Annotated in this window: 2 protein-coding genes; both read right to left on the minus strand. The window is 50.1% G+C overall.

Annotated features, from left to right (window positions below; genetic code table 11):
• Positions 1-2: 2 nt before the first annotated feature.
• Positions 3-1,169: a UDP-glucose 6-dehydrogenase gene (gene ugd, locus JSN25_RS19165; RefSeq protein ID WP_199965735.1), complete on the minus strand. Its 1,167-nt coding sequence runs from the start codon at positions 1,167-1,169 to the stop codon at positions 3-5.
• 197 nt (positions 1,170-1,366) lie between these two features.
• Positions 1,367-2,773 carry an NADP-dependent phosphogluconate dehydrogenase gene (gene gndA / locus JSN25_RS19170; protein WP_204525253.1) on the minus strand — a complete coding sequence of 469 codons (1,407 nt, stop codon included), beginning with the start codon at positions 2,771-2,773 and terminating at the stop codon, positions 1,367-1,369.
• Positions 2,774-2,849 lie beyond the last annotated feature (76 nt).

Consider the following 2,849-nt stretch of genomic DNA (forward strand, 5'->3'; position numbering starts at 1 on the left):
GATTAGTCACTACCGAACAAATCACGGGTATAGACTTTTTCTGCAACATCTGCCAATTCAGACGTCATTCGATTAGAAATAATAACATCCGCTTCATTTTTAAACGCGTTTAGATCGCGAACTACCCGAGAGTGGAAAAATTCATCCTCTTCCATGACCGGTTCATAAATAATAACGGGTACGCCCTTGGCTTTAATACGCTTCATGATCCCCTGAATAGAAGATGCACGGAAGTTATCAGAACCACTTTTCATGATCAATCTGTACACGCCAACCACTTTAGGCTTACGCGCCAGAATGGAATCTGCAATAAAGTCTTTGCGCGTACGGTTAGCATCGACGATCGCGCCGATAATGTTATTCGGCACAGACGCGTAGTTCGCCAACAGTTGCTTAGTGTCTTTCGGTAAGCAGTAGCCACCGTAGCCAAAGGACGGATTGTTGTAATGATTACCAATACGCGGATCCAGACATACACCTTCAATAATCTGCCGGGAGTTCAGACCAAGGCTTTCGGCATAGCTATCAAGCTCGTTAAAATAGGCCACGCGTAACGCCAGATAGGTATTAGCGAACAGCTTGATGGCTTCGGCTTCAGTAGAATCAGTAAACAGCGTCGGAATATCTTTCTTCACCGCTCCTTCCTGCAACAGCGCGGCAAACCGTTCTGCACGTTCGGAGCGTTCACCTATGACGATACGCGACGGATGCAAATTGTCGTATAGCGCACGCCCTTCACGCAGGAACTCAGGCGAGAAGAAAATATTATCAATGCCAAACTGTTCTTTAATTGAATTGGTAAAACCAACCGGAATGGTGGATTTGATGACCATCACCGCTTTTGGGTTAATTGCAACCACATCGCGGATAACGGACTCGACGCTGGAGGTGTTGAAGTAGTTGGTCTTCGGATCGTAATCAGTCGGTGTCGCGATGATCACATAATCCGCATCACGATATGCATCATACTTATCAGTCGTTGCACGAAAATTCAGCTGCTTTGTCGCCAGGTACTCTTCGATCTCTTTGTCAACAATCGGCGATTTTTTCTGATTCAGCATCTCGACCTTCGCCGGGACGATATCCAGAGCAACCACTTCATGGTGCTGGGCGATCAGAATACCGTTGGATAAGCCGACATAACCTGTTCCTGAGATAGTTATCTTCATTCGCTCTGTAACTTCTTCCAGTTAAACATTGAGGTTGAGCACACCACCAGCATTGTGGCGGATCGGCTCAGCATTGAATGAGTATATCGTGATTTGCTATAGCACCGCCTATCAGACCTGACCGAATCCCATTTTTTGACAATAAAAAAGCCCGGAGGAACGCTCCGGGCCTGGCTTTAGCAGTTGGCTAAATCAGATTAATCCAGCCATTCGGTGTGGAACACGCCTTCTTTATCGATGCGTTTATAAGTGTGCGCACCGAAGTAATCACGCTGGGCCTGGATCAGGTTCGCCGGCAGTACCGCAGAACGGTAGCTGTCGTAGTAAGCTACAGCAGCGGAGAACGTTGGTACAGGAATACCGTTCTGCACAGCGTAGGCCACGACATCACGCAGCGCCTGCTGGTATTCGTCGGCAATGTTTTTGAAATACGGTGCCAGCAGCAGGTTGGCGATGCCTTTGTTTTCAGCATACGCGTCCGTGATTTTCTGCAGGAACTGCGCACGAATGATGCAGCCCGCGCGGAAAATCTTCGCGATCTCGCCGTAATTCAGATCCCAGTTGTACTCGTCAGACGCAGCACGCAGCTGAGAGAAGCCCTGCGCGTAGGAGACGATTTTGCCCAGATACAGCGCGCGACGCACTTTCTCAATAAACTCAGCTTTATCGCCAACCAGTTTGGCCTGCGGGCCGGACAGCACCTTAGATGCCGCCACGCGCTGATCTTTCAGAGAAGAGATGTAACGCGCGAATACGGACTCGGTGATCAGCGACAGGGGTTCGCCCAGATCCAGAGAGCTCTGGCTGGTCCATTTACCGGTGCCTTTGTTCGCTGCTTCGTCCAGGATCACGTCAACCAGGTATTTACCCTCTTCATCTTTTTTGGTGAAGATATCTTTGGTGATGTCGATCAGGTAGCTGCTCAGCTCACCTTCATTCCACTCGGTGAAGGTGGTTGCCAGTTCTTCATTAGACAGGTTCAGGCCACCTTTCAGCAGAGAATAGGCTTCAGCAATCAGCTGCATGTCGCCGTATTCGATACCGTTGTGAACCATCTTCACGTAATGACCCGCGCCGTCAGCGCCGATATAGGTCACGCACGGTTCACCATCTTCCGCCACAGCAGCGATTTTGGTCAGGATCGGCGCAACCAGTTCGTAGGCTTCCTTCTGACCACCAGGCATGATGGACGGGCCTTTTAGCGCCCCCTCTTCACCGCCGGATACGCCGGTACCGATGAAGTTAAAGCCTTCTGCGGACAGTTCACGGTTACGACGGATAGTGTCCTGGAAGAAAGTGTTACCACCATCAATGATGATGTCGCCTTTATCCAGATACGGCTTCAGGGAGTCGATGGCAGCATCTGTGCCTGCGCCCGCTTTAACCATTAACAGGATACGACGTGGGGTTTCAAGAGACTCGACGAACTCTTTCACCGTGTAATAAGGAACCAGTTTCTTACCCGGATTCTCGGCAACAACTTCTTCAGTTTTTTCGCGGGAGCGGTTGAAGATGGAGACGGTATAACCGCGGCTTTCGATGTTGAGCGCCAGGTTGCGCCCCATCACTGCCATACCGACGACGCCGATCTGTTGCTTAGACATTACATACTCCTGTCAGGTGTGGTCACCGCGCAAGGTATGCGCGGCTTGAATGTGTTCTAGATGTTAACCCAGGTTA

The organism is Citrobacter cronae (genome assembly GCF_016893685.1).
GTDB lineage: Bacteria > Pseudomonadota > Gammaproteobacteria > Enterobacterales > Enterobacteriaceae > Citrobacter > Citrobacter werkmanii.

What these genes read in the sequence shown, in the direction of transcription:
- ugd (WP_199965735.1), bottom strand. Translation starts at nt 1,169, where the DNA reads ATGAAGATAACTATCTCAGGAACAGGTTATGTCGGCTTATCCAACGGT.
- gndA (WP_204525253.1), bottom strand. Translation starts at nt 2,773, where the DNA reads ATGTCTAAGCAACAGATCGGCGTCGTCGGTATGGCAGTGATGGGGCGC.